The 26,525-nt window shown below is 64.0% G+C and carries 24 protein-coding genes; 12 read left to right on the top strand and 12 right to left on the bottom strand.

From position 1 onward, the window contains the following. Positions 1-33: 33 nt before the first annotated feature. The 3 genes from EN845_RS05145 to EN845_RS05135 all read right to left on the bottom strand — a co-directional run bounded on the left by EN845_RS05145 (position 34) and on the right by EN845_RS05135 (position 4,732). Complete coding sequence (locus tag EN845_RS05145) at positions 34-1,032, bottom strand: GlxA family transcriptional regulator (protein ID WP_032922464.1); 999 nt, start codon at positions 1,030-1,032, stop codon at positions 34-36. A 28-nt stretch (positions 1,033-1,060) separates the two neighbouring features. After that, positions 1,061-1,960: a bifunctional methylenetetrahydrofolate dehydrogenase/methenyltetrahydrofolate cyclohydrolase FolD gene (gene folD, locus EN845_RS05140; RefSeq protein ID WP_127870848.1), complete on the bottom strand. Its 900-nt coding sequence runs from the start codon at positions 1,958-1,960 to the stop codon at positions 1,061-1,063. A gap of 183 nt (positions 1,961-2,143) precedes the next feature. Then, on the bottom strand, positions 2,144-4,732 hold the full coding sequence (locus EN845_RS05135) for a GNVR domain-containing protein (protein WP_127870847.1): 2,589 nt from the start codon (positions 4,730-4,732) through the stop codon (positions 2,144-2,146). Between the two features lie 200 nt (positions 4,733-4,932). Here EN845_RS05135 and EN845_RS05130 point away from each other — a divergent pair, with 200 nt between their 5' ends. Continuing rightward, positions 4,933-6,228 carry a lipopolysaccharide biosynthesis protein gene (locus tag EN845_RS05130; RefSeq protein WP_127275896.1) on the top strand — a complete coding sequence of 432 codons (1,296 nt, stop codon included), beginning with the start codon at positions 4,933-4,935 and terminating at the stop codon, positions 6,226-6,228. A 6-nt stretch (positions 6,229-6,234) separates the two neighbouring features. Here the strand turns inward: EN845_RS05130 and EN845_RS05125 are convergent, their stop codons facing one another. From EN845_RS05125 to EN845_RS05115, 3 genes are read right to left on the bottom strand one after another with little or no spacing between them, the layout of a single operon-like run. After that, positions 6,235-7,161: a DUF6492 family protein gene (locus EN845_RS05125; RefSeq protein ID WP_127870846.1), complete on the bottom strand. Its 927-nt coding sequence runs from the start codon at positions 7,159-7,161 to the stop codon at positions 6,235-6,237. Further along, the gene (locus tag EN845_RS05120) at positions 7,158-7,964 is read right to left on the bottom strand and encodes a WecB/TagA/CpsF family glycosyltransferase (protein ID WP_127870845.1); all 807 of its coding nucleotides are present in this window, start codon (positions 7,962-7,964) and stop codon (positions 7,158-7,160) included. The genes EN845_RS05125 and EN845_RS05120 overlap by 4 nt, the downstream gene beginning before the upstream one ends. After that, positions 7,961-9,133 (bottom strand): glycosyltransferase family 4 protein, encoded by a 1,173-nt coding sequence (locus EN845_RS05115; protein ID WP_127870844.1) that lies wholly within the window; start codon positions 9,131-9,133, stop codon positions 7,961-7,963. Before EN845_RS05115 ends, EN845_RS05120 begins: the two co-directional genes overlap by 4 nt. 170 nt (positions 9,134-9,303) lie before the next feature. On the opposite strand from EN845_RS05115, the gene EN845_RS05110 reads away from it, so the two are divergent. The 3 genes from EN845_RS05110 to proC are packed head-to-tail and all read left to right on the top strand — an operon-like array spanning position 9,304 to position 12,475. Next, positions 9,304-10,302 (top strand): glycosyltransferase, encoded by a 999-nt coding sequence (locus EN845_RS05110; protein WP_127870843.1) that lies wholly within the window; start codon positions 9,304-9,306, stop codon positions 10,300-10,302. Then, positions 10,271-11,599, top strand: a complete 1,329-nt coding sequence (locus EN845_RS05105; RefSeq protein WP_127870842.1) for an O-antigen ligase — start codon at positions 10,271-10,273, stop codon at positions 11,597-11,599. Before EN845_RS05110 ends, EN845_RS05105 begins: the two co-directional genes overlap by 32 nt. A 60-nt stretch (positions 11,600-11,659) precedes the next feature. Next, entirely contained in the window at positions 11,660-12,475 is an 816-nt protein-coding gene (gene proC / locus EN845_RS05100) for a pyrroline-5-carboxylate reductase (protein ID WP_127870841.1), read from the top strand. 21 nt (positions 12,476-12,496) lie between these two features. Here proC and EN845_RS05095 read toward each other — a convergent pair whose 3' ends face one another. Together EN845_RS05095 and EN845_RS05090 are read right to left on the bottom strand one after the other, a co-directional pair. Further along, positions 12,497-12,733, bottom strand: a complete 237-nt coding sequence (locus EN845_RS05095) for a type II toxin-antitoxin system VapB family antitoxin (protein ID WP_127278914.1) — start codon at positions 12,731-12,733, stop codon at positions 12,497-12,499. 275 nt (positions 12,734-13,008) lie between these two features. Continuing rightward, positions 13,009-14,322 carry an NAD(P)H-dependent oxidoreductase gene (locus EN845_RS05090; RefSeq protein ID WP_127278915.1) on the bottom strand — a complete coding sequence of 438 codons (1,314 nt, stop codon included), beginning with the start codon at positions 14,320-14,322 and terminating at the stop codon, positions 13,009-13,011. A gap of 341 nt (positions 14,323-14,663) precedes the next feature. On the opposite strand from EN845_RS05090, the gene EN845_RS05085 reads away from it, so the two are divergent. The 3 genes from EN845_RS05085 (at position 14,664) to EN845_RS05075 (ending at position 16,910) form a co-directional block, all read left to right on the top strand. Further along, positions 14,664-16,070, top strand: coding sequence for a PTS transporter subunit IIC (locus EN845_RS05085; RefSeq protein ID WP_127278916.1), 1,407 nt, complete (start codon positions 14,664-14,666; stop codon positions 16,068-16,070). A gap of 70 nt (positions 16,071-16,140) precedes the next feature. Beyond that, complete coding sequence (locus tag EN845_RS05080; RefSeq protein ID WP_127278917.1) at positions 16,141-16,602, top strand: PTS sugar transporter subunit IIA; 462 nt, start codon at positions 16,141-16,143, stop codon at positions 16,600-16,602. Between the two features lie 20 nt (positions 16,603-16,622). After that, positions 16,623-16,910 (top strand): PTS sugar transporter subunit IIB, encoded by a 288-nt coding sequence (locus EN845_RS05075; RefSeq protein ID WP_127278918.1) that lies wholly within the window; start codon positions 16,623-16,625, stop codon positions 16,908-16,910. A gap of 33 nt (positions 16,911-16,943) precedes the next feature. On the opposite strand, the gene EN845_RS05070 is transcribed toward EN845_RS05075, so the two are convergent. Further along, entirely contained in the window at positions 16,944-18,338 is a 1,395-nt protein-coding gene (locus EN845_RS05070) for a multicopper oxidase family protein (RefSeq protein ID WP_127278919.1), read from the bottom strand. Positions 18,339-18,519: 181 nt separating this feature from the next. Further along, positions 18,520-19,338, bottom strand: coding sequence for an alpha/beta hydrolase (locus EN845_RS05065; RefSeq protein ID WP_127870840.1), 819 nt, complete (start codon positions 19,336-19,338; stop codon positions 18,520-18,522). 190 nt (positions 19,339-19,528) lie between these two features. Here EN845_RS05065 and EN845_RS05060 point away from each other — a divergent pair, with 190 nt between their 5' ends. The 5 genes from EN845_RS05060 to EN845_RS05040 are packed head-to-tail and all read left to right on the top strand — an operon-like array spanning position 19,529 to position 24,149. Then, positions 19,529-20,782: an ABC transporter substrate-binding protein gene (locus tag EN845_RS05060; protein ID WP_127279820.1), complete on the top strand. Its 1,254-nt coding sequence runs from the start codon at positions 19,529-19,531 to the stop codon at positions 20,780-20,782. Positions 20,783-20,785: 3 nt separating this feature from the next. Next, complete coding sequence (locus EN845_RS05055) at positions 20,786-21,523, top strand: ABC transporter ATP-binding protein (RefSeq protein WP_127279819.1); 738 nt, start codon at positions 20,786-20,788, stop codon at positions 21,521-21,523. Next, a complete protein-coding gene (locus tag EN845_RS05050) occupies positions 21,520-22,233 on the top strand; it encodes an ABC transporter ATP-binding protein (protein WP_127870839.1) in 714 nt (237 codons plus the stop codon). The genes EN845_RS05055 and EN845_RS05050 overlap by 4 nt, the downstream gene beginning before the upstream one ends. Positions 22,234-22,242: 9 nt before the next feature. After that, the gene (locus tag EN845_RS05045; protein ID WP_027045159.1) at positions 22,243-23,118 is read left to right on the top strand and encodes a branched-chain amino acid ABC transporter permease; all 876 of its coding nucleotides are present in this window, start codon (positions 22,243-22,245) and stop codon (positions 23,116-23,118) included. Next, on the top strand, positions 23,115-24,149 hold the full coding sequence (locus EN845_RS05040; RefSeq protein ID WP_127279817.1) for a branched-chain amino acid ABC transporter permease: 1,035 nt from the start codon (positions 23,115-23,117) through the stop codon (positions 24,147-24,149). Before EN845_RS05045 ends, EN845_RS05040 begins: the two co-directional genes overlap by 4 nt. Before the next feature lie 22 nt (positions 24,150-24,171). Here EN845_RS05040 and EN845_RS05035 read toward each other — a convergent pair whose 3' ends face one another. Together EN845_RS05035 and EN845_RS05030 are read right to left on the bottom strand one after the other, a co-directional pair. Continuing rightward, entirely contained in the window at positions 24,172-25,488 is a 1,317-nt protein-coding gene (locus tag EN845_RS05035) for an ArgE/DapE family deacylase (protein WP_127870838.1), read from the bottom strand. Between the two features lie 41 nt (positions 25,489-25,529). Then, entirely contained in the window at positions 25,530-26,435 is a 906-nt protein-coding gene (locus EN845_RS05030) for a MurR/RpiR family transcriptional regulator (RefSeq protein ID WP_127870837.1), read from the bottom strand. Positions 26,436-26,525: the final 90 nt, after the last annotated feature.

Raw genomic sequence — 26,525 nt, 5'->3', positions numbered from 1 at the left:
CATGGCGCCGGCATGCCCGACCAGGCAAATCACTCAGTATGTCGTGCGGCGCTCTTCCGAGGGCGGGCGGCCAAATTGCAGCCGATAGCTCTGGGCAAAATAGGAATGCGAGGTGAAGCCGGTCGCGATCGCCACGTCGAGGATCGGCATGTTGGTCTGACGCAGCAATTCACGCGCCCGCTCCAGCCGCAGCCGCATATAGTAGCGCCCGGGCGTGACGTTGAGATGGCGCAGGAACAGCCGCTCCACCTGGCGCACCGAAAGGCCCGCCGACTTGGCAAGCTGTACCGCCGACAGCGGCTCGTCGAGATGGTCGGCCATCAGTTCGACGATGCGCCTGAGCTTCTCCGACTTGCCCGTCAGGTCACGCTCCGGGCCGACGCGCTGGCGGTCTCCGGCTGAGCGGATGCGCTCGTGCTGGAACTGGTTGGCGACGCCATTGGCGAGGTTGGAGCCGAAATCGCCACGCACGATCTCCAGCATCAGATCGATAGAGGTGGTGCCGCCGGCGCAGGTGTAGCGCTTGCGGTCGATCTCAAAGACATTGCCCGTGCAGTTGATATCGGGAAAGCGCTCGACAAAGCCGGCGCGGTTTTCCCAATGGATGGTGCAGCGATAGCCTTCGAGCTGGCCGGCCTCGGCCAGCAGGTAGGACCCGACCGACAAGGCGCCAAGCGCGTTGCCGCGCCGGCCCCAGCTGCGCAAGGCCGCCAGAACCTTGCTCTTGCCCGGAAATTCCGTCGTCAGGCCGACCGAAACGAAAAGAATGTCGACCGGCGGCAGGTCGGCGACGGCGTAGTCGATCTTGAGCGGCAGGCCGTTGGAGGCCATCACCGGGTCGCCATCGGCGGAGACCGTCGTCCAGCCGTAGAAATCGCGTCCAAGCAGGCGGTTCGCCGACCGGAACGTGTCGATCGCGGCCGCCAGCGAGAACATGGAAAACTTGTCGACCAGCAGGAAGGCGAACTGCCGGCCACCTTGAACGGGATCATTCGTGACCGGCCGTTCCGGGGAAATAGTGGGATTCGGCAAAGCTGCGGCTTTCAGGGTCAACCCGGGCTCAGAAGGAAGGCCGCTTCAATCCGGCCGCAAGGTAGGCCGAAGCTAACGTATTGGCCATCAGCATGGCAATGGTCATCGGACCGACACCGCCGGGCACCGGGGTGATCGCGCCCGCCGTCTTGGCCGCTTCGGCATAGGCGACATCGCCGACGAGACGCGACTTGCCCTCGCCCTTCTCGGGCGCGGGAATGCGGTTGATGCCGACATCGATGACGGTGGCGCCAGGCTTGACCCAATCACCCCTGATCATTTCCGGCCGGCCAACGGCAGCGACAAGGATGTCGGCCGTGCGGGCAAGCGCCGGCAGGTCCTTGGTGCGGCTGTGAGCGATGGTGACGGTGCAGTTGGCGGCAAGCAGCAGATTGGCCATCGGCTTGCCGACGATGTTGGAGCGGCCGACGACGACGGCGGTGAGGCCCGACAGGTCCTTGCCGCGCACACGCTCGATCAGGAGCATCGAGCCGGCCGGCGTGCAGGGCACGAAGGCCGTGTCCAGTTCACCAGTGCCAAGCTTGCCGACATTGATGAAATGGAAGCCGTCGACATCCTTCTGCGGCGCAATGGCCTGGATGATTTTGCCGGCATCGACATGGGCGGGAAGCGGCAGCTGAACCAGGATGCCGTTGATGGCCGGGTCAGCGTTGAGCTCAGCGATGAGCTCGAGCAGTGCCGCCTCGGACGTCTCGGCCGGCAGCGTGTGCTGGAGCGAATGAAAGCCGCATTCCTTGGCGGTGCGGGATTTGGAAGCGACATAGACCTGGCTGGCCGGATCCTCGCCGACGATGACCACGGCGAGACCCGGCTTGGCCTTGCCTTTGGCGACCAACTCGGCGGTCAGCGCCTTGACCGATCGCACCACGTCTTCGGCAACGCTCTTTCCGTCAATCATTTCGGCCATGGACCACCCTCAATATCGTTCCGCTCAACGCTGCCTTCGGAAAACACAATGCAGCGGCGCAGGCAATCTGCAGCGCGGCATTGTCATGAAAATTCAAGTTCGCAATCCCGTCAAAGCGCCGTTCCATGCCGTTTACGTGAAACCGGCACGGTTTTGTTCGGCCTCCACACCCTATCTGGTGACTCAGAAGTAGCGGCGACGGGTGCGGTTTTCCGTGAGTTCGCGGACCGCTTCGCGGAATTCACGCAGGCTGGCGCGAATCTCTTCGACCGATGACTGTTCGCCCCCCTCCTCGACCGACCTGGCATGGGGAGCGGCTGGATCGGCCGGTGGCTGCGTCGGGACGGGCGGCGGCGGGTACGGCATCGGCGCCGCATAGGGTTCCGCCAGCGCTTGCGTATAGGGATGACCCGCCTGTGACCGGGGCTGCGCCGGGGGATAGCCCATCGGCTGCGCATAGGGAGAGGACGGCAAGGGCGGAGCCGGATACATTGCCTGTTGCGGCATCAGGGGCGAGCGCGAGAGCGACGCCATTTGCCGCCCATACCCGGCCTCGGCGCCTGGCTGGAAAGGTGACTGCGAATAATCCAGGCCGGCCGTCTGCCGAGGCCCGAAACCGGGCTCCGGATAGCCAGGGAATATCGGAGCGTTGGCCGGCCGTCCGTTGTCGGCAAAGGCGGGTAAGGCGAACTCGCTGGAGATGTCGTCGTCGGCTTCGGCCGACGGCTTGCGGGACATGGCCTTGCGCAGTCTCGACATGAGTGCGCCGATCCTCCCGGAGCCTTCGGCGGGAGCGGCTTCGGTCCTCGTGGCCGGCGGCGGCGCGGGAGGCGGCGGTACGGGCGCTGTCGGCATTGGCGGAGCGGGCGGAGGCTCCGGCCGGAATGCCTGCGCCTCAAGAGGCGCCCTCTGTTCGTCCAGCTTGCGCTCGTCCAGCTTGCGCTCGCGGCGTGAGCGCGAGCTTGCCGTCTCGCGCAGGCTGTCATAGGTCCCGCGCAAGGCGCCGAGACCAACACCCGCGCCAAGGCCAAGCAGCAGCCCGGCCAATGCCACCAAGGCCCGCGAGGGTCCATTTGGCTCAAGTGGAGCTTGAGCGGAGGTGATCACGTTGATGTTGGTCGTGTTGATACCCGTCTGTTCACCGGTCTCCTTGGCGCGCAGAAGATATTGCTCGTAGACGGAACGCTTGGCGGTGGCCTCGCGCTCCAGTTCGCGCAGGGCAACCAGGTCGCTGTTGACGTCGCCGCTTTGGACCTTGGCCTGAGCCAGCCGAGACGCGAGGTCCTGTTCGAGCTGGACCGCGCGCTTCAGGTCGACCTGCAGCGAAGAGGCGATGCGGCGCAATTCATTGGCAATGCGCTCGCGCGCGCCGGCAATCTGGGCGTCGAGAGCCTGGAGCTCGGGATGGCGCGGCCCCAGCCGAACCGCGGCACGATCGGCCTCCTGCTTCAGCGTCGCATATTGCGAGCGCAGATCGCTCATGGTGTTGGAGTTGATTTCTTCCGGCAACGTGCCGGTCAGAACGGAATTGACGTCCAGCGAACGCGCCGACGCCGCCCGGGCATTGAGTTCCAGCGTGCGGGCGCGGGCGACGGAGAGCTGCTCGTTGAGCTTCAGCATCTGATCGTCGCTGATCAGATGGCCTTGCGCGTCGACGAGACCATGCGTGGCCCTGAAATCCTCGACCTTGCGCTCGGCCGCCTCGACCCCCTTGCGCAGATCATCTAGCTTGGACGTCAATTCGTTCGTCGCGCGTCCGGCCATGTCGGACTGGTATTTGGCGGCCTCCTGCTGAAAGACGGTCCTCGTCGTATTGGCGATGAGCGCCGACTTCTCGCCGTTCTGGGTTACAGCGCTGACGGAGATGACAAAAGTCTTGCCGGTGCGTTCGACCGACAGGCTCTTGGCCAGATTGCCAACGGCCAGCGCCTGGCGGCGAACCTCATCGACACCGCCCGGCCCATCGTGGCGTGACACAATCGAGCGGATAAGCGACATGACGCCAAGGCCGCCGGAACCCTGGCCGTTGAACTCCGGATCGTTGACTAGATTGAGATTCTTGACGACCTGATCGAGAACGGTGCCCGAGGTGAGCATCTTGATCCGGGTTTCGACGACGGCCAACGCGGCGTCGGGCTGGCCCACCGGTTGCGTGAGATCGCGATCGGAGAGCTTCAGGTCGCCCGGCTCGATGATCAGTTCGGTCGTGGCTTCGTATTTCTTCGGCATCGACAAGGCGATGGCAATGCCGAGCCCGGCGCCCAGTATCGTGGTCGCGACGATCAGCAGCTTCGACCTGGCGACGCCGCGAACAACCAGCATCGGATCGATCAATGGCTTCCATTGCTGACCGTCCGCACCGCCATCGGAGGAGGTATCGGCTCCGTCCGTGGCGCGGGATCCGATTGCATCACGAGCGCGACCCGTCCCTGAAGGTTCTTCCGGCGCCGGCCTTGCGCGCGGCATGTCGGGAGGAAGATCGCCGGCGCCGGTCTCCGCCCGGGAGCGCCAGGCGTCGTCGGCTTCAAACGGCTGCTCCCCGTCAAGAGGGAACGGCGCGGCGTCACCGGCGGCAAGCGGCGACGGGCTCGCCTTGGTCTCGCGCCGGGAACGGGCCAGGCGATGGCGCGTGGCGGCATCCTCGCGCCATGAAGGATTCGCGCGATCTCCTATCGACACCAGCGAAGCGTCGTCCTCGCCACGCACGGCCTCGCCAAGCGCCAGCAAGGAGCGCTCGCGCTTCCAGTCCTCACGGTTTTCCCTGTCGACCATTATCGTGGAGCTTTACTCTTGGCCGCTTGGGAGCGGCGGTCGGCCATTCGTTAAGCCACGCTAAACAGGCATAGGAAACAAAAGGTTAATTTCCGGAAGACGGTGGCAGGAATTCACGTCATGATTGCAAGAACTTTCAACACAACCGAAAGGTTCAGAACGGCACGTTAAACTTTCCGGCCTATGCATTTCCTTGACCTATGACTGAGGCGAGCGACATACCGCAAAGGCGGACCTTCGCGCGGATCGGCACCTTCATGGCCGAACGACGGGGGCTGGTGCGCGACTATTTTTCGGCGATCAGCGGTGCCGGCGGGCGACTGGTGTTTTCACTCGCCTATTTCATCGCGCTCGCCAACACACTTTCGATCGCCGAATTCGGCATGTTTGCCACCGCCTCGGCGGCCGGCGTCATGCTGTCGCGAATCCTCGCCTTCGGGTTCATTTCGGCGCTCTATCGCACCGCTACCATCCGACCCAATCTGATCGGCACCTTCACCGCCGGCTTCCTGGTGCTCGGCGCCGCCTCGCTGCCGCTTTTGGCCGCCGCCTCGTTCGGCGTCTACCTGACCTTCTTCGCCGGCACCGTGCCGCTGTCGGTGTTCACGGCGATCGTCTTCGCCGAGGCGCTGCTGTGGCGACCGGTGGAAGTGGCGCTGATCGTCAACAACGGGCTGGGCAAATTCGGCCGCGCCGCCATACTGGCGATCCTGGCCACGGCACTGCGGGCGCTTGGTGCGGTGTTATTCATGGTCTCGGCACAGCACGGCATCTGGGTGTGGTCGTGGTTCTACATCGGCGCCAACGCCGCCTCGCTGCTGCTCGCGTTTGGGTGGTTTTATCCGCGCCAGAGGCTGCGGCTGCGCGTCGAGCTCTATCTGCGGCGGCTCGCCGATTCCATCTATGTGGCCGGCGCGGAGGTGCTGTTCTACCTGCAGATGGAGTTCGACAAGCTGCTGGTGCTGGCGATCGGCGGTCCGCATCTGGCCGGCATCTATGCCATCATCATGCGACTGGTCGACCTGACGGCGATTCCCATCCGCACCTTCTCCATGATGCTCGTGCAGCGCATGATGCGCGCGCCCGAACTCCTCTCACGGCTGGCGGTCAAGAGCGGCATCGAGGGCGGTGTGTTCGCGGTCTCGACGCTGGCGCTGGCGGCGCTCGGCATCGTGCTGCATTTCTTCCCCAACGCGCTCGGCAGGAATGTCTCCGAGGCCGCGCCCCTGGTGGCGCTGGCGATCTGCGTGCCGGGACTGCGCAATCTGGTCGAATACCAGGCCGAGCTTCTGTTCGCGCGCGGCCAGACGCTGGTGCGGGCGCTCAATCTGGGCCTGCTCGCCGCCCTCAAGGCGCTGCTGCTGACCTATGTGCTGACCACCATTACCGAGACATCTGATCTGGTGCTGTCGCTCAACATCGTCTTCCTGCTGCTCTATCTCGCGTCGATGCTGCTGACCTATTCGGCGCTGCGCCGACCGGCGAAGGCAATCTAGGACAAGTCAGCGATCAAGCCCGATCAGGCGGCGGATGCGGCCGATATCCGTGCCGATAAAGGACTGCATGCCGATCGCCACCTGCTCCGGCGCCATGCTGGCGACGAAGCGGCGGAACTCATCGTCCGACAACGCCTCGCCCGTCCAGTGGACACGGCAGAATTCCTCCGAACCGTGGAAATGGCCGGCTCCGTCCAGCAGATCATCGACATAGCGGCCGTAGATCATGCATTCGGAGAATTTGCGCGCCGAGCCGATGACCTCGACCCAGTCGCGACCATGGACCTTTTCGATCCGGCCGCACATGGCCAGCACCGTGTCACGGCGCCAGGCGATCAACGTCGAGATATAATCATGGACCGACGCCTGGGACCGGTCGATGCCGAGTGCGGCGCCGGCATTGCGCGACCACACGCGATGCTCGTCATGGCCGTCATCGGCGAGCACGCCATCGCGGCGGAACAGGCGCGCGCTGCCATCGCGCCAGAAGACACCGCAATCGAACGCCTTCAGGAAAGCGACGTCGGAATCGCAGAAGATCAGCACGTCTTCCCCGGCGTGCGCCGATATGGCGATACGGCGCAGTTGCTGCACGTGCCAACCGCGCAGCGGCTGGGTCTTCATGCTGAGCCAGACGCGCCGGCGAAACAGGCTGAACGGATCGTCGAAGGCTCGCAGCCAGCGCGGCAGGAGATCCCGCTCATCGACGATCGAGCGGCGGCTGGTCGCCAACTGACGGAAAAGCGCGAGGTCGCGATGTTCGACCAGAATGTAGTGGTGCGCGGCGCCTGAGACATGGCGGTCAAGCGTTTCGCACAGCAGGCGGCAGCGCTCGAAATCCGGGGCGTAGCTTGCCGTCACCACCGCCGCCGTTGGCGTCTTCGGCAACAGGCCCGGGCCGGCCAGCGGGTCTGGGACGAAGCGCTTGTTCAACGAAACTCTCCGGGAGCATCTGCGGCGGCCTCGGCGCCGCGCGACCATTTCTGCTTGACGACCCGCCAGAGGAACAGGGGGTTGCCGACCACGTAGCGGCGCCAGAGCCGGCCGGGCTCGACCGCCAGCCGGAACAGCCATTCCAGCCTCAGGCGGCGCATCCATAGCGGGGCGCGCGGCACCGAGCCGCTCAGGAAATCGAGCAGCGCGCCGACCGCGACGGGCAGCGTGCAATGACGTTCGTCGATGTGGCGTTCAATCCACAGCTCCTGGCGCGGCACGCCCATCGCGACGAGCAGCATGTCAGGTCGCAATTTTGCGATCCGACCGATGATCTCCGGCTCCTGCGCGGCGGAGAAATAGCCATCGTGAACGACCACGAAGCTGTGCTGCACGGCAAGCGCCGCCAGCTTCAGCGACGCCGCCTCGGCGTTGACACGCGTCGCACCGAGCAGCCCCACGGTCAGCGGCCGCTTGGAAGCCTGCAGGAATGCGGGCACGAAATCGGTGCCGTTGAGATTGTCGGGAAATGCCGCGCCGTAGAGAAGCTTCGCGGCGAGATCGACGCCGATGCCATCCGGCAGGATGAGGAAATCGTCGAGCGCCTCGGCGAAGACCGGGTCGGTATAGGCGATGTTGGCATTGTGAGCGTTGAGGAAGCTGACCTTGGTGAAGCGCTTCTCGGCAAGCAGGCGATTGAGCAGGGCGATCGCATCGTTCCAGCGGATGGCGAGCACCGGGATGCCGAGGATCATTTTCAGACTGTCGAGCCCGAACGCGGCGCGGGTGGCGTGCATGTTCATGCAAACACCTCCCGCCGGACGGCGCCGATTTTTTCGAGACCGACACGAACCGCGGCGTCGAGCGCCTTGACCTGCCGGCGATGGAAGGTGGTGCCATCGACATCGTCGATATCGGCCGCGGCAGCCTCCAGGGCCTGGGCGAAGCCGGCCGGATCGTCGGTGACCACGCAATTGGCCGGGCGGTGGTCGATGCCGCGCAGCGAACGGCTGGTGGCGACCGAGGGCAGGCCAAGCTCGAAGGTCTCGATGGTCTTCAACTGTACGCCGCTGCCCGCGGTGCTGATCAGCGGGATGACGGCCGCGCCACAGACGAAAGCCCGGGCATCCGGAACGCGGCCGACGAATTGGACGCCCGGATGCGTCGAGGTGACGCCGGCAGGCATGTGGCCCGCAATGCGGATGCGGAAACCAGGCCGCAGGTGCGGCACCACCTTGCCCAGGAACCAGTCGAGGCCGATGCGGTTTGGCTGCCAGGTCCAGGTGCCGATCAGGGCCGCGTCGCAGTCGATCTGGCGCCGGCCTTTCCGGACCGGCGCCGTGTCCCCGGTTACCAGCGGCAACACGGCCGAGCGGTCATCGGAGGCGACGCCGAGCGCCACGCGATCTTCCTCGGCCAGCGTGAAGACGAAGCGCGCGCGGCGGCAGAGACGCTCTTCGACGAGCTTGAGCAGCCTTGCCTCGCGCCGGAACAGCAGACGCTGGAAAATGCCGCCGGCGGCAGCGGCATTCTCGCGGGCCGAGAGATGCTCGACATTGTGGGCGACGAAGATCGAAGGCCGGCCTTCGAAGAGCTTTTCGAAAGCACCGGCGAACTGCACGGAATTCAGCACATAACCATCGAATGGACCGGCGCGTTCGATCGCGGCCTGAACGTCGTGGTCGGACACCGCACGCAACTTGACCGACGCGAAGGTGAGGCCCGAAAATATTGCCTTGCCGACCCAGACGAGTTTTTGCAACGGCGAAGCACTTTCGGTGCGCACGTCGATCGCACCAAGCACCACCGTATTTTCGGGATCTATCGCGGTTTTCCCGGGCCAGGTGAAGCCGATGACCGTCACGCGCGCGCCGGCGCGCCGCAAGGCGGCGATGATCGCGGCATTGGCGATCTCGTAGCCCGAGGCGAGAGCACCGTCGGGCACGATCGATGTGGCGAACAGCAGATGCATCTCACTATCCTGTGGTGTAGCCGGTAGCAAAGCGCGGTGAAGCCTTGATTAAACGAGCACGATCAACGCCCCAAAGCCCATGCCTGGCGGGCCACTCCGTGCAAGGTGATTAACGAAACCTTATCATCGTGGTGCTACCAGAACGCGACTCAAGGCGCGGCTGGATACGGATGATCCCTTTGCCATCGGACGGTTCGGTATCGATCGCGGGACGGTCTCCCCGGCTCGACGCGGAGGCCGTCGAAGCGATCGTCACCTTGCCGACTTTCAAGCGGCCCGAACAGCTGCTGGAGACGCTGGCGTCGCTGCGCCAGCAGCAAACCGGCAGGCGCTTTGCCGTCATCGTCATGGAGAACGAGGCCGAGGCGCGTGAAGGGGCCAAGGCCGCGCTGCCGCTGTTCGAGCGCGGCGAGATACCGGGCATGGTCATCATCGCGCATGAGCGCGGCAATTGCAGCGCCTACAATGCCGGCTGGCAGACGGCGATCCTGCATTTCCCGAACTTCAGGCATCTGCTGGTCATCGACGATGACGAGATCGCCGATCCGCAATGGCTGGAGCGGATGTGCCGCGCAGCCGAAACGCTCGGCGCCGATATCATTGGCGGCCCGCAGGTTCCCGTCTTTGCCGATCCTGCCCACGCGACATGGGCCGAGCATCCCGTCTTCGCGCCTCCCTACCGGGAGACGGGACGGGTGCCCGCACTCTATTCGTCCGGCAATCTTCTGATCGGGCGTAACGTGCTGACAGCGATGGGGCCGCCCTTCCTAGACCTGAAGTTCAATTTCATGGGCGGCGGCGACGCCGACTTTCTCAGCCGGTCGGCGCAAAGGGGCTTCGTGCTGGGCTGGTGCGCCGAAGCCAAGGTGCGGGAGACCGTTCCGGCCCGGCGCGTCGAGACCGACTGGATCCGCGCCCGCAGCCTGCGCAATGGTGTCATCTCGACGCTGGTGGAAAAGAAGAAGCGCGCCGGCACGCCCTTCGCCGGTGCCAAGGTGTTCGCCAAGAGCCTGGCGCTCCTTGCCGCCTCGCCGCTTCGCGGCATGATGCGGCTGGCGCGCACGGGATCGCCGGCGATCGCCATCTATCCCGTCCATGTGGCGCTCGGCCGCGTGCTGGCCGAATTCGGATATGCAAATGAGCAATACCGCCAGCCTGAGAAAAACTGAGCGCGCCCCGCTCAGCGCCGCGTTCACGCGCGACGGCGTCGCGACCGCGATCGCGGCGCTGCTGTTCACCGTCATCATGGTATCCTTCCGCCCGTTCCAGCCGGCCGGCGCCGAACTCACCGGCGAAGGTGGCGACATCGTCAATCAGCTCGGCTTCGGTTCGCTCGGCGCGGTTTCGATCTTCGCGCTGATGGCCTTCGCCGATCCGCGCGTCGTGCGCTCGCTGCTCAGCCCGTCCTGGATGCTGATGCTGGGCTTCTTCTTCCTGTCGGTGGTGCTGGCAACCGATCCGCCCTCGGCGATGCGCGCGGCGTCCTTCACCATGATCGGCATCCTGACGATGGCAACGATCCTGGCGTTGCCCCGCGACGCCGAGGCTTTCGCCAGGGTCATCATCTTCACCGCCGTCGTGGTGATGGGCCTATCCTATCTCGGCCTCATCGCCTTTCCGCACGAGGCAATGCACACCGCCGACTCGCAGGAGCCCGAACATGCCGGCCTGTGGCGCGGCGTGTTCACCCACAAGAACATCGCCGGACCGATCATGGCCTGCTTCAGTTTCGCCGGCCTTTATCTCTATCGGCGCGGTCAGCGCTGGTGGGGCGCTGGCATCTTCTGCGCGGCGATGATCTTCATGCTGCATACCGGCTCCAAGACCACAGCCGGGCTTGTGCCGTTCTCGATCCTGATCGTGATGTTTCCGAGCCTGATGGGCATGCGGCTCGGCACGCCGATCCTGTTTGCGCTGGCGATCATCGCCACGGCGGTCGGCACGCTCGGCATCGTCTTCCTGCCGCCGATCAAACATCTGGCGGCGATCTATTTTCCCGACATGACCTACACCGGCCGCACCACATTGTGGGAGTTCGCCGGCTCGATGCTGGCGAAGAAGCCGTGGACCGGCTACGGCTATGAGAGCTTCTGGGGCACGCCGCTGCTGTTCAACCAGGACCAGCCCTTCGATCGCCCCTGGGACATCAGGACCATCGTGCACGGCCATGACGGCTATCTCGACATTGCCGTGCTGATGGGCATCCCTGCCCTTTGCGTGGCGGTCTACACTTTCCTCATCGCACCGCTGCGCGACTACATGCGCATTCCGCAGCGCAAGGAAAACATCTTTCTCGGCGACTTCTTCATGATGGTGGTGCTGTTCACCGCGCTCAACGCCTTCCTCGAGAGCTTCTTCTTTCATCGCGGCGATCCGGTCTGGCTGTTCTTCGTGCTCGGCGTGCTGGGTCTCAGGCAAGTGTCGCTGCGGCCGATCGCGATGCGCACGCCCGTCCAGCGGTCCTGAGAGGGCTTCCCCACCGATCCGCGAGCGTCTATGTCATGGCCTTTCCTCGGAGGGCTCTCGATGACGATCAGGCTTGTTCTCGCCGGCTGCGGCAATATGGGTTACGCCATGCTCTCGGGCTGGCTGAAGTCCGGCAAGCTCGCACCCTCAGCGGTTTTCGTGGTCGAGCCCAACGCGGACCTGCGCAATCGGGCCGCCGCACTCGGCTGCGGCACCGCGGCGGAAGCCGAAGCCATTCCGACGAATGCCGTGCCTGAACTCGTCATCATCGCGGTGAAGCCGCAGGTGATCCGTGACGTCACCGCCGCCTACAAGCGCTTCGGCGACGGCCGCACCACTTTCGTCAGCATTGCCGCCGGAACGCCGTCGGCCACCTTCGAGCAAATCCTCGGCAACCGCGCGCCGATCGTGCGCTGCATGCCCAACACGCCGGCTGCCATCGGCAAGGGCATGATGGTGGTGTTTTCCAATCCCCTGGTTTCCGACGACGCCAGGCGTTTCGTCGCCGACCTGCTTTCGGCCAGCGGCGAAGTGGCTACCATCGATGACGAGAGCCTGATGGATGCGGTGACCGCCGTGTCCGGATCGGGTCCGGCCTACATATTCCATTTCATAGAAGCGCTGACCGTGGCCGCCGAGAAGGCCGGCTTGCCGGCGGCGACCGCCAGGCTGCTTGCCATGCAGACCGTCTACGGCGCCGCGTCGCTTGCAGCGGAAAGCAGTGAGGACCCGGGTGTGCTGCGCCAGCAGGTGACCAGCCCCAACGGCACGACGGCGGCCGCGCTTGGCGTGCTGATGGGCGAGGACCGGCTGACCAAGTTGCTCACCGACGCGGTGGAAGCGGCGCGGCTAAGGTCGATCGAACTGGGGAAATAAGCGGGGACAGCTCGGGGTGTGTCAGGAATATCCCCACATGTCGCTGATCTCGTCCTTATCCATAGTTCGGCCACCCGCTCCTGCCTTGGCTCTAAGATCGTGAGCTATGATGGCAAGCCTTTTGGCGAGCGAGAGTTGCTTTCGCTGCAGTTCGGATTCAAGCGCTTTGAAGACCGCCTTGGCCATCGACGTATTGCGCAAGTCTGCAAGCCGTCTCGCCAATTCGCGTGCGCGCGGATTTCTGATGTAGAGTTTCATCTGGGTCCTCGACGCTATGATTTTGACAGAATAGAAGCCTGAGCGGTAGTTCCTAACGTCGTCATCCTAGGGCGAAGCAGGAGCGAAGCTCCGTCGCGGAGACCCTAGGATCCATGCCGGGAGCTCAATGGAAGGGCGCAGCGGAGCAAAATTCTGCCACCGCTGCAACGCCTCTAAATCACGGCATGGATCCTGGGTCTGCGCCGCGTCGCTACGCTCCTTGCTTCGCCCCAGGATGACGAAGTTGCGGTTACCGCTTTCCCGGCAATGCGAGGCTAGCTTCCGTAGAGCATTTCATCCTGCAGACGGCGCAGCGCAAACAGCCTGGTCGTCTGGTCGGGCGCGGCATTGTCGGCCGTCAGCAGATCACCTTTCCTGACTGGTTTCAGCACCTTGCCGCCCTCGAGCAGGCCGACCGGGACGGCGCGCTGAGCGCGGGCTTCGCGAACGGTCATCGTCCAGGAGCGATAGCAAGTTTCGCCGATCGCATCGAAGGTCTCGCCGACGGCGAGATCGCGCTTGGCAACGGCGCAGACCTCGGCAACCGGCCGCGGCAGCGGCACCATGTCCGGTTTGCCGAACAGCACGATGCGGGCGGCGGTGAGCGGCACTTCGAGCGACGTCAAATGGTAAGGCCGGAACAGGCTGTAATAAGGGCCGTGGCCGATATGCAGGTCGTCCATGCGTTCGATGATGCGCGGATGCGTCGCCTCGACGATGACGAAGACGCCGGGCGCCACACCCTTGCCGATGGTGTAGTCGACGACGCCCTTCTTCAGCAGGAGGCCACCGTCCTCGCGCGGGATCAGCACCTTGACGAGGTCGTCGCGGTCGGCCTTGGGACCATGCATGCCGGGCACGTCGGGCACCAGCCCGGTGGCGTTGGCGATGGCGCACATCTCGACCATGGTCTTGGAGCCGTCGATGAACTCGACCAGCATGCGCGGGTTCATGTTGCGACGGATCGCTTCCTCGCGATAGTCATCGGGCACCGCATCATGGTTGAGCGGGTTGTTCTTGCCCTTGCCGGCCGAGACGATGGTCAGGCCGAGGGCGGAGGCGAATTCGATCAGTTCCATGCAACTCGACGGCTCATCGCCGGCGCCGACCGAATAGACGACGCCAAGCCGGTCGGCCTGCTGTTTGAGATAGCAGCCGATGGTGACGTCGGCCTCGACATTCATCATCACCAGATGCTTGCCATGCTCCATCGCCATCAGGTCGAAATCGGCGGCAACGCCGGGCTTTCCCGTGGCGTCGATAACGACGTCGATCAGTGGATTGGTGACCAGCATCTCGTTCGAGGTGATGGCTATTTTTCCCGCCTCGATCGCAGCAGTGACTTTCGAAGCGGCATCGGCTTCGACCGCCATCGCCTCGTCACCATAGGCGATGCGGATGGCATCGCGCGCGGTGTGCGGGCGGCGAGTCGAAACGGCGCAAACCGCAATGCCCGGCATCAGCATGCCTTGCGTGACGAGGTCGGTGCCCATTTCGCCGGAGCCGATGACGCCGATGCGCACGGGGCGGCCCTCGGCGGCGCGTCTGGCGAGATCGCTGGCAAGTCCCGTCAAGGCGACATTGGTCATGCAGGGATGTCCACAGCTTCTTGATTCGAGGCCGGATTAGCAGGGACGGGTCCGCTGTGCCAATGAAACCGCTCGCGGCCGGCGATTTCCAATGGAATCGCCGGGAAACGGCGCATTCGCCGCGAATTATTGGCCCAAAGGGTTGCCAATTGACATTGTCGTGAACAGCCACAATAAAACATTCGTTTTCTAGCAAAGGCAAATGTTCACTCCGAAACACCGCTCGGACGAGCATTTCGCCTCTCGTTAGATTTGGGGAGGCCTTTGCGCCAAGGCGGCAAAGGCGTGGACGAGACAACGGAGCATCCTCGGGCAGAGCCCGTGGCTCCAGGGGAGGAAGAATGGATACTCTACTTGCTGGCCTCAAGGGGGCCATCGACACGCTCGGCGCGACAATCCTGCTGCCGATCGTCATTTTCATCATCGCCGTGGTTTTGGGCGCCAAGGTCAGCAAGGCCTTTCGCGCCGCCGTCACCATCGGCGTCGCCTTCATCGGTATCAACCTCGTGCTTGGCCTGATGTTCACGTCGATCGGCGACGTGGCCAAGGCCATCGTCACCAACACCGGCATCCATCGCGACATCATCGATGTCGGCTGGCCCTCGGCGGCCGCGATCGCCTTCGGCTCATCGGTCGGGCTTTGGGTCATCCCGGTCGGCATCCTGGTCAACATCGTGCTGTTGCTGACGCGCATGACGCGCACGCTCAATGTCGACGTCTGGAATTTCTGGCACTTTGCCTTCGTCGGCTCGCTTGTCGTGGCCGCCACCGACAATCTGGCCTACGGCATTGCGATCGCGGCGCTCGTCGCGGCGCTTTCGCTGCTTTTCGCCGACTGGTCGGCGCGCGCGGTGCAGCAGTTCTACGGCGTTCCCGGCATTTCGGTGCCGCATCTCGCCTCGGCGCAGATCCTGCCGATCGCCATCATCCTGAACTGGATCATGGATCGCATTCCCGGCATCAACCGCATCAACATCAACACCGAAACCATCGAGCGCCGCTTCGGCGTGTTCGGCGAACCGGTCGTGCTCGGCCTCATCATCGGCCTCGTGCTCGGCGCCATCGCCTTCTACAATGCGGGCGATCTCAGTGTGGTCCTGGCCAAGGTGCTGGGCACCGGCATGACGCTGGCCGCGGTGATGCTGCTTCTGCCGCGCATGGTGAAGATCCTGATGGAAGGCCTGCTTCCGGTTTCCGACGCGGCGCAGGAATTCGTGCGCAAGCGCACCGGCGACCGCGAGCTTCTGGTCGGCCTCGATTCGGCGATCCTGATCGGCCATCCCGCGGCGATCTCGTCGTCGCTGATCCTGGTGCCGATCGCGATCATCCTGTCGGTGATCCTGCCCGGCAACCGCGTCATCCTGTTCGCCGACCTGGCGGTCATCCCGTTCATCGTCGCCATGACCGCGCCGCTGGTCAAAGGCAATGTGTTCCGCATGGTGGTGATCGGCACGGTGACCTTGGCGATCGGCTTCTATGTCGCCAACGCGCTGGCGCCGCTGTTCACCAGTGCCGCCGTCGCATCGGGCTTCAAGCTGCCGGCGGATGCGCTGCAGATCACCTCGGTGGTCGACGGCTTCCTGTGGGTGCCCTACGTGATCATCGAGGCGATCCAGGGGCTTGGCCTTATCGGCATCATCATCATCGCGGTGGTCATCGCAGCGCTGTTCGTGCTCTACCGGCGCAATACGCTCGGCTGGGAGCGGGCGGCAGGCGCCGAGGACGAGCCGGCCGAACACACCGCCTGAGCCTTGGCGGCTTCAATCTGAAACGATCGTGCGCCCTCCCGGGGCGCACGATTCATCGACGGAGCAAGACATGTCCGACGGCCTCATGCAGCTTCTGGATCCCGAGGCGATCGTGCTCGGATCCGATGCCTCGACCAATGAGGAGATCATCCGCATCCTCGCCGGGCGGCTCGAGGCGCTTGGCTATGTCAAAAGCTCCTATGCCGACGCGGTCGTGCGCCGCGAAATGACCATCCCGACAGGGCTGCCGCTGGAGCGCGCCGACAATGTCGCGGTGCCGCACACCGATCCCGAGCATGTGCTGAAGCCCGGCATCGCAATGGGCACGCTGAGAAAACCGGTGACCTTCGCCAACATGGAAGATCCCGACGAGAAGTTGCCGGTCGGCTTCGTCTTCCTGCTTGCCATCAATGACAGGGACAAGCAGATTGAAGCGCTGCAATCCGTCATGGAGACCATCCAGAACCCGCAGGCATTGGACGGCTTGAGGTCGGCCAGCAACCTCGACGACGTGCGTGCCGTGCTCGGCTGATAACCAAGGAGGAGCAGCAAATGTCCAAACAGAAAACCATTCTCTTTGCCTGCGGTACAGGGATCGCCACCTCGACGGCGGTCAACGTCGCCGTCACCGAAGCGATGAAGAAGCGCGGTCTTACCTTCAACGCGCAGCAGGCCAAGGCGACCGAAGTGCCGGGGCTGGCCGACAGCGTCGACTTCATCGTCGCCACCACGCCGATCTCGGCTTCGGTGACCAAGCCGGTGATCAAGGGCCTCGCCTTCCTCACCGGCATCGGCAAGGACAAGGTGCTCGACGAGATCGAGGCACAACTGCGCAAGTAGGGCGCGGACAACGCGGCCTTCGATGGCCTGGCTTCAAACCACCCTGACGTAGCTCGTCATGCCTGATTTCTGGTGCTCGATGATGTGGCAGTGCAGCAGCCAGTCGCCGGGATTGTCGGCGACGAAACCAAGGCTCACCTTCTCATTGGGCTGGATGAGGTAGGTGTCGGAAATCAGCGGCTGAACCGCGCGCGTCGACGACGACAGCACCTTGAAGCTCATGCCGTGCAGATGCATCGGATGCGATTGCGGCGTCAGGTTCTCCATGTCGATGATGTAACTCTTGCCGAGCTTCAATTCGGCCAAAGGCGCGGTCGGATCGGATGTATCGCCCGGCCACGGCACTTTGTTGATCGCCCAGAAACTGTAGCCGAGCGAGCCGCATATGCCGTCGCTCGGGACGTTCTCCGCCGTGGCGCTGAGCGTCAGCGAAATATGCCGGGCAGCGGTGAGATCGACCTCGGCCACCGGATTGACCTCCAGCGGTGCGAGATCGCGAACATCCCGCTTCAGCGAACTGCCCGTCGCGCGCAACGTCGCGAGCACCTTGGGCTTGGTGCCCCTGACGTCTCGCAAGCTGACGATCGCGCCCTCTTCGTCGGGCATGCGGATGGCGAGTTCCATGCGTTGGCCCGGCCCCAGCAGCAAGGCATCGGGCGAAAAGCGCAGCGGCACCGGATTGCCGTCCAGCGCGATGACATCGGCCTCGGCGCCGTCGACGCGGAAAGCATAGATCCGGGTCACATCAGTGATCGCCAGCCTGAGCCGCACCAACCCGCCGGCCGGCGCGTCATATTGCGGCTGGTCGAGCCAGTTCGCGGTGCGCACCGTGCCGTAGGTGCCGGTTCTCGCCGCATCGCGCGGCCGGAACTGGTCGATGAACTGGCCGTCGTCGCCAAGGCGCCAATCGCGCAGATTGAGGACAAATTCGGCGTCGAATTTCGGATCGTTCGGGTTTTCGACCACGATCACGCCAGTCAGGCCGCGCCCCATCTGCTCCAGCGTATTGCAATGCGGGTGATACCAGAAGGTGCCGGCATCGGGCGGGGTAAAGGCGTAGTCGAAATGATCGCCGGTGTAGACGTAAGGCTGCACCAGGAAGGGCACGCCATCCATCTTGTTCGGCAGGCGAATGCCGTGCCAGTGGATTGTCGTCGGATCGTCGATGGCGTTGATCAGGCGGGCGGCGAAGGGCTCGCCCTTCTTCATCCTCAGCACCGGCGGCATTCCAGCGTTGCCATAGGTCAGTACATCCCTGGTCGGGCCAACATCCATCAGCTTGGCCTGGATTTTTGCCGTCCGCAGCACCACCGGCTCGGGCGTGGCCGCGGCCGAGCCGCCAATCCTGCCGACCGCGGCAAGCCCGACACCGCTCGCGCCAGCGATGGCGGCGGTTTTCAAAAGCCTGCGGCGTGTGATTAGGGTCATTCAGCGCTCCAACTGCAGGGTGACCCGCATCCAGTGCGCCTTGGATCACAGGCGAGCCACCGGCGCAAACGTCGACACATTGCACATTGGCGATTGCTTGCGCCATCACTTCGAAACCGAAGTCGGTTTCGTGCCCTCTGACACCAGGGCCGAGTCATTGCCTCCCCAGGATCCCGACGACTTATGCCTGATCGACGCTCGCCAGGAAACGAGCGAAGACAGGGTTGAAGCGGTCGGGCGAATCCCAGAACGGCGCATGGCCCGATTTGTCGAGCAAATGCGCCTTGCCTTCCCACAGGTTGGAAAACTTGACCGCCGCGACGAAATCGGTGTTGACGAAAGGCTCGTCGATGCCGTTCAGAACGGCGATCGGCGGTGTCTTGCCGGCGACGATCTCGCGCTGGTTGCGGCCGGTGCCGGCGGCGAATTTCTCGAACATCAGGCGTCGCGCCCGCCCGTCGGTGCGCGCGACCGTGTCGATGAGGAACGGCTCGAACGGTTCGCCGCAGGTGCTGCGCGCATAAGCCTCGACGTCGGCGGCGGTGAAGACCTCCTGTCCGGCAAGGTGCATATGCGGGCTCGGCTTGAAGCCGTTGCCGACTTCCTCGGGCGACACCGGCGGGGTGCCCGTTATCATCAGGCCGAGCAGGCCAGGATACCGGTCGATCATCTCCAGCCCGATATGGCCGCCGAGCGACCAGCCGAAGACGATGGCCTGGCCGACACCGAGCAGGCCGAGCACTTCGGTCATCGCGTCGGCGTAGCCCTCCATGCTGTAGGAGCGGTCCGGATCGATGGCATCGCCGGACGCGCCGTGCCCAGGCAGATCGGGAGCGATGAGGTGGTAGCGCTCGCCGAGCGGGCTCTCGAGCTGGTTGCGGAAGACCGCGCCGGAAGACGAATTGCCGTGGATCAGCAGCACGGCGGTGCCTTTGCCGTCGGTCTCGCGAACGGCGATCCTGCCGTGGCTGGTTTCAAGGGTGTTCTGCGAGATCGTCATCTTTGGCTCCGTCTGAAATTGCCCTGTTTCGAGGCAGTTGCACAACAAAGCGCCGCCACCTCCCCTAGCCCTGCCATAACATTTTCCCGGTCTCATGCCGTTGAAAAATCCTTTTCAAATAAGAACAATTATGCGTAGATTGTCAATTATCCAACTCCCGATGAACGGGAGGAAAACAGGGAACGGCACGATGAAATCCAAATCCGCAGGCAACAGAATCCGCCATATGCTGATGAGCACAGCGCTGATCGCAGCGTTTGCCACGGCGAGCGCACCGGCCTTCGCCGATGTCGTCAAGATCGGCCTGCTGGCGCCGATCACCGGCCCTGCCGCGGCGGACGGCCAGGAATTCCAACGCGGCGTGCAGATGGCGATCGATGAGGCGAACGCCGCCGGCGGCGTTGCCGGCAACACGTTCGAACTGGTGGTCGGCGACGTCAAGGATCAGTCCGCCGGCAACGTCACCAGCGCGGTCGAACGCCTGCTTGGCGATCCCGGCGTGCAATTCATGCTCACCGGCTACGCCAGCCTGACGAATTTCGAGATCGACAACATGGCAGAGGCCGAGATGCCCTACATGCTGGCGGCCACCTCTCAGCAGACCAGGGACATCATCGCGCCGAGCCCCGACAAATACATGTGCTGCTGGTCCCTGACGCCATCCTTCGACGCCTACAATACCGACGTCACCCTGTTCGTCGAGAAGCTCGCGGCCGACGGCAAGATCACCTTGCCGACCAAGAAGGTCGCCATCATCTCCTCCGACAATGCCTATTCGAAGACCATCTCCGAAGGCATGAAGAAGACCTTCAAGGAGAAGGGCTGGACCATCACGGTCGACGAGATCGTGCCGTTCGGCGAAGTGACCGACTGGCGCCCGATCCTGGCCAAGGTGCGCGAGAACGTTCCCGACGTCGTCATCAACACCGACTATCTGCCGGGCAATTCGGCGTCCTTCCTGAACCAGTTCCTCGAGCAGCCGACCAAGAGCCTGGTCTTCCTGCAATATGCGCCGAGCGTTCCGGAGTTCGTCGAACTCACGGGCAAGAAGTCGAACGGTGTCATCTACAATCTTCTGGGCGGTGCCCTGACGACGCCGAAGAACCCGCGCGCCGACGAGGTAGCGGCCAAATTCAAGGCCAAATACGGCGTCGAAAGCGGCACCTATGGTGTCGGCCTCTATGAAATGACCAATGTCTATTTCGACGCGGTCAAGAAGGTCGGCGGCGCATCCGACCATGCGACGATCATGAAGGCGCTGTCGGAGACCGACAAGCAAGTCGCTGAAGGCCGGCTGAAATTTGATCCCGCCACGCATCTCGCGACGCAGGGCGACGACTATATCCCGATCACCTTCTTTCAGATCTGGGACGGCCAACGCACGCTGATCTCGCCGGAAAAATACGCCACCGGCGCCTTCAAGCCGCAGCCCTGGATGCAGTGAGGCATGGCTCTGCTTGAACTGGACGACGTGTCGAAGGCCTTCGGTTCGCTGAAGGCCGTCGACGGCGTGTCGTTCAAGGTCGAGGCCGGCGAAATTTTTGGCATCGCCGGTCCGAACGGCAGCGGCAAGAGCACGCTGTTCAACATCATCACCGGCATCCCGTTCGGGCCGGACAGGGGCCACATCCGTTTTGACGGGACCGCGATCAACGGCAAGCCTGGACATGCCATCGCGCGCCTTGGCCTTGCCCGCACCTTTCAGCGCGAGACCAGCTTCGACGGGCTGACCGTATTCGAGAACGCGTTGATCGGCGCCAGCTACGGCCGGCAGGAGAAAGCGGCGGCCGCCGCCCGAGACGCGGCGGCCGAGGCATTGGAATTCGTTGGGCTGGGGCCTGCGTCCTTCGGGCGGCTGGCCGGCGAGCTTTCCGTCTTCGAACGCAAATGCCTAATGCTTGCCACCGCCATCGCCATGAAGCCCCGCATGCTTCTGCTCGACGAGCCGGCGTCGAGCCTGACCAAGCCCGAGATCGAGACGTCGATCGGGCTGATCCGCCGCACCGCCGAGCGCGGCATCACCATTCTCCTGATCGAGCACGTGCTGACCTTCCTGATGAGCCTGTCGCGGCACCTTCTGGTGCTCAACAATGGTCGCGTGCTCGCCGCCGGTGAACCGGAGAGCGTGATTGCGAACCAGCGCGTCATCGAAGCCTATCTCGGAACCCGGAGGGCGGTGGCGTGAATCCCATCCTCACCGTCGAAGGCGTCACCGCCGGCTATGGCCGCGTCACCGTGCTGCACGACATTTCGATGGAGGCCGGCCGCTTCGGCAATGTCGGCCTGTTCGGCCCGAACGGCCATGGCAAGACGACGCTGCTGCGCGCCATCTCCGGTCTCCTGCGGCCGAAGAGCGGCCGCATCCTGTTCGACGGGCAAGACATATCAGGCCTCAGCGCCCGCGCCATCGTCGGCACCGGCCTGATTCATGTGCCGCAAGGCAACCGGCTGTTTCCCGACCTCTCCATCGCCGACTGCATGAAGCTGGGCGCCTATTCGCCGCGTGCCCGCCCACATGAGGCGGAGAACCGCGAGAAGGTGATCAGGCTGTTCCCGAAACTGGCGGAACGCTGGCGCCAGCGCGTGCGCACGCTGTCCGGCGGCGAGCGCCAGATGGTGTCGATCGGCACGGCGCTGATGAGCCATCCACGCCTGCTGATCCTCGACGAGCCGACGCTTGGGCTGGCGCCCAAGATCAAGGACGAGCTCTGCGCCTCCGTCATGGACATTTCGCGCGGCGGCGTGCCGCTCATCGTCGTCGAGCAGGACATCGAATTCCTGCTGGAGCTGACGCAGCAACTCTACCTCGTCAACCATGGCGCGGTGGCGACCGAGATCAAGCCGGGCGAAAGCCTCGACCACGGCGAGATCATGTCGGTGTATTTCGGACACTAGGAACGTCGAATGAGCGCATTGGCGGAAATCCTGTTCGGCGGCCTGTTCCAAGGCTCGCTCTACGCCATGATGGCGGTCGGTCTGGCTTTGGTCTGGACGACGATCGGCGTGTTCAACTTCAGCCATGGCGTGTTCATGATGCTGGGCGCCTATATCGCCTGGCAGTTGGTCGAGCTCGGCCTGCCCGCGGCGGTGGCCTTTCCGATCGCTGTCGTCGTCATGGCCGGCGTCGGCTGGATCCTGCAGGCGAGCGTCGTGCGGCCGCTGATCGGCCGGCCCAACATCGTGCTGGTCGTCGTCATCACCACCCTTGCCGCCGGATCTCTGATCGAGAACGGAGCGCTCACCATCTGGGGGCCGCGTTCCAAGCAGATCCCGGCGCTGATCGACGGCAACGCCACCATCGGCGGCGTCGGCGTTTCGCTCCACCAGATCGCCATCATCGTCATCACGCCGCTGATCCTGGCGGCACTGTGGATGTTCCTCAACCGCACGCGGCTCGGATTGGCGTTGCGTGCGGTGGCGCAGAACGAGGATGCCAGCCATCTGGTCGGGCTGAACGTCACCGCGCTCTATGGGCTCGCCTTCGCCATCGCCGCATCGCTGGCGGGGCTCGCCGGCATCTTCATGGGCGGTTATCGTTTCATGTCGCCCGTCATGGGCAGCGACCCGCTGCTCAAGGCGCTGATCGTCGTCGTGTTCGGCGGCATATCGAGCATATCGGGACCGATTTTCGCCGCCTATCTGATCGGCTTCTTCGAGGCCGCGTGCAGCTATTATTTCGGCCTCTACTGGACGCCGGCGCTGCTGTTCGGCGTGCTGATCCTGACCCTGATGGTGCGCCCCGAGGGCATTTTCGCCAGCCGCTCACGAGGCCTCGCATGACCGACATGACCTCACCGATCACCCAGATCCGTACAGCGGCGGCAACCCCGATCGCACCCGGCCGCACGCCGTGGAAGCACGAAGCCGTCGGCTTCGTGCTCGGTTTCGTCGTGCTGGCGCTGCTGCCGCTCGTCTTTGGCGACACCTATGCCCGCCACATCCTGATCATGGCCTTCATCTACGCCATCGTGGCGTCGAACTGGGACCTCAGCCTCGGCTATGGCGGCGTCTTCAATTTCGGCCATCTGGCGCTGTTCGGCATTGGCGTCTACGCCTACAGCCTGCTCACCAAGCTGGCCGGGTTCGACCCGTGGATCGCGCTTCTTGCCAGCGGCATCATCGCCACGCTTGCCGCGATCGTGGTGACCATCCCGATCCTGCGCCTGAAGGGCATCTATATCATCCTGGTCACCTTCGGCTTCGCGCAATTGGTCATGCAGGTGATCCTCAGCCAGTCCGACATCACCGGTGGCACGCAAGGGATCGTGCGTATCCCCGGCCTCTACTGGTTCGACCACAACATGGTCCGCGACGCCAAATTCGCCTATTTCTACATCGCGCTGGCGCTGCTGGTGGCGAGCACGCTGTTTCTGCGCGTGTTCGTGCGCTCGCGCGCCGGCGCCAGCATCGTGGCGTTGCGCGACAATGAGGAATATGCCATCAGCCGAGGCGTCTCGATCGTTCGCCAGCGCATGCTGACGCTGGCGGCAAGCGCCTTCTTCACCGGCATTGCCGGCGCCTTCTACGCCGCCTACCAACGCAATGCCTCGATCGACGTGTTCGGCATGAGCCTGGCGACCATCATCCTGTCGATGGTGCTGCTGGGCGGCACCAGCACCATCTACGGTGCCGTCGTCGCCTCCTTCGTGCTGACGATCTTCGCCGAGTGGATGGCCGATTTCGGGGCATGGCGCCCGATCATCACCGCGGTGCTGATCATCGGCGTCATGCTGGCCTATCCCAGCGGACTGGCAGGCATGATCAGGTCGGCATGGGGTGCGGTCGCCGGGCGGATCAAACGCCCGGCCTGACTGCCTGGAACAATAGCTCCGCTCAGCGCACGCCGCACCAGTCGATCACCGAAGCGGCAATCACCTTGGCGGTCTCGACCACCGATTCCACCTCGACATATTCGTTGGCGCCATGGAAGCCGTCGCCCGACGGGCCGAAGATGACGCCGTCGACGCCGGCGCCGGCATAATGCGCGGCATCGCACACGGCGACGAAGCCGCTTGCCTTCGGCGTCTTGCCGATAGCGGCCTTGCGTTTCATCAGCGACCTCACCAGCGGATGGTCGACCGGGGTGTTCATGGGCGGGAAATGCAGCCCGCCGAGTTCCCACTGGATGACAGGCGGGTTGTCGCGCAGCCAGGCGTCGGCCTCGGCGAAATGATGGACGAACTCCTCGAAGTCGCGGCGGTATTCCGACGAGTTTTCGTCCGGCAGGAATTTCATGTCGAGGTCGAGCACCGCGACATCGGGAATGATGGCCGGATTGGTCATCACCGTCGGCAGGCCATGTTCGCCAAGGCCCGTTCCGCCATGCATGACACCGATGTTGATCGTGTTCATGCCGACCGGCAGCAGCGGATGGGACTTCGCCCGTGTCCGGTCCAACTCATATTGGCGGACGGCGGCGATGAACCGCGCCGCGATCTCGATCGCGTTGACGCCCGGCTTCAGCCGGCCCTTGTCGTGCCTCTGCGGATAGATTTCGTTGTAGCGCAGCGCCGAATGCGCGTTGCGGCCACGGATCGTCACCCGCGCCCACTCAAGCCCGCCCTCGACCGGCAGGACATCGCCCCAGGTCGGCTCGGCGACCAGCACCGCCTTGGCGAGCTTGCCCTTCTTCACCGCATCCATGGCGCCGAAGCCGCCGGCCTCCTCGTCGACGACGGAGTGGATCGCCAGCCGCCCCTGCAGCGTGATGCCTGCCTTGCGGATCGCGTGCGCGGCGGCGACGCAAGCCGCGACGCCGCCCTTCATGTCGACCGCGCCCCGGCCATAGAGCCGGCCGTCAGTGATCTCACCGCCGAACGGATCGACCGACCAGTCCTTCATCTCGCCGACCGGCACGACATCGATGTGCCCGCACAGGATCAGGCTGCGGTCTTCGCTTCCAGCCCATTCGCCGACCAGATTTGGCCGGCCGGGCAAGGCGTCCCACTGCTCGGTCTTGAAGCCATCGTGCTTCAAGATCGGCTCCAAGAGCGCCTGGACGTCCGCCTCGCGATTGATCGCCGGATTGGCTTCGAATTTGGGATTGACCGAAGGGATGCGGACCATGTCGCGGACCAGGCCGATCAGCCAGTCGCGGTCGGCCTCGATTTCAGCCTGCGCGGCATCGATGATGGTCTGGATATCGGCCATGATTGTTCCTTCCTCGCATCGCCGCGCCGGGCGCTTCGACGCTATTTCCTCGGGGTTCTTGGTTTGGTGGTTTCGGTGTCGAAGGGCGACAGGCCGGCATCGAGGGTAACGGCATTGGCGCTGCGGATCTTCTCGATGTCCTCGATGCGCTTGCGTACCCCGGCGCCATGGCCTTCCAACGCATGGGCAAAAACGGTTTCCATCTGCGCGACGGCGGTCGCCAGCGTGTCGAAGGGCGAGTTGGCGTCGATCGCCGCCACCATGGTCAGGTCGGCCACGTCAGCGATCGGCGACAGCCACACATCGGTGAACAGCAGGACGGAGACGCCGCGTTCTTTCGCCTGCTGTGCAAAACTCACCACGTCCGACTGGTAGCGCCGGTAGTCGAACACGACGAGAAGGTCGCGCTTGCCAAGATCGATCAACAGGTCGAAATCGGCGGGGCTCAACGAACCGATGTCGCGCACGCCGGAGCGGAACTGCAGAAGGTAACCCGCAAGCATGGAGGCGATATGGCGGCTGAAACGGCCGCCCAGCAGCACGACCTGGCCCTTGGTCTCGAGCAGCAGGTTGACGGCGCGCGTATAGGCCTGCAGGGGCACCGCCGTTCGCGTACGCTCCAGACTGTCGGAAACCGAATGGAAATAGGCCAGTGCCGTGCCTTCGCTGGAGCCGCCCGGGCGCTTGGCCTCCATCATCAGCAGCGGCGAATGCAGCCGGGATTCCACTTCCGTGAGCAACCGCGCCTGGAAATCGGCAAAGCCGACATAGCCGAGCTTGGTCATCAGCCGCGTCACGCTCGGGTCGCTGACGCCGGCGCGACGCGCCAGCCGGGTCGCTGTTCCCAACCCCGACATCGGATAATCGGCAAGCAGGACCTGAACGATCTTTTCTTCCGCCGACGTGAACGCCAAGGTGGCGTTGGCCAGTTCTTCGCGGATCGACATGGTCATCGCCTCTCGCCGGGGAAAGACGATTATCTTACAATTTCATGCCTGATTGTCAAATTTGGATAATATCTTACAGGCTTGCAGAGT

Origin of the sequence: Mesorhizobium sp. M8A.F.Ca.ET.202.01.1.1, assembly GCF_004791595.1 — a bacterium.
Taxonomy (GTDB): Bacteria; Pseudomonadota; Alphaproteobacteria; order Rhizobiales; family Rhizobiaceae; genus Mesorhizobium.
This window is presented reverse-complemented; position numbering and strand designations above follow the sequence as displayed.